The sequence below is a fragment of the Terrisporobacter mayombei genome, assembly GCF_020748465.1.
GTDB lineage: Bacteria > Bacillota > Clostridia > Peptostreptococcales > Peptostreptococcaceae > Terrisporobacter > Terrisporobacter mayombei.
In genome coordinates, this window is the sequence record NZ_JAHZMP010000145.1 from 1 (window position 1) to 491 (window position 491).

At 24.8% G+C, this 491-nt stretch carries 1 pseudogene; it reads right to left on the reverse strand.

The annotated features are described in order from the left end of the window. Positions 1–283 (reverse strand): annotated as a pseudogene (locus tag K0039_RS20795) (MBL fold metallo-hydrolase); the annotation flags it as partial. Positions 284–491: the final 208 nt, after the last annotated feature.

Consider the following 491-nt stretch of genomic DNA (forward strand, 5'->3'; position numbering starts at 1 on the left):
CATTTTTATCTTCTCCACTATCAATCATTATGACTTTGTCACCTATCTCAACTAATATACAATCAGACTTTCCAGTGTTCAGTATAGTAGTCTTAAATTCAGTATTTTTTGTGCTACTCTGAATATCATTTTGACTCACACTATTTTTGTCACTTTTTAAATAAGATTTTATTGTTGATTTTATCTTACCATTAGCAGTTATATTTACTACAATCAATAATATTACTATTAGAGATAATGTAGTAACGAAAAACAGGATGTCTTTTAATATTATTTTTTTCATCCAAAAGCTCCTATAAATTTTATTTATTACATATTTATAGTATAGCAATCTTAATGTTTTAAAATACACATATAAAAGGGGCAAATTTTAGGCATATTTGTGGCATGATAAAAAAATGACTGTATCAAAATGATTATCTTTCTAAATTTACACCTTCAAATTCTTTAATCTTATCATTAGATAAAACACTCTTTTTAGTAGATTGTCC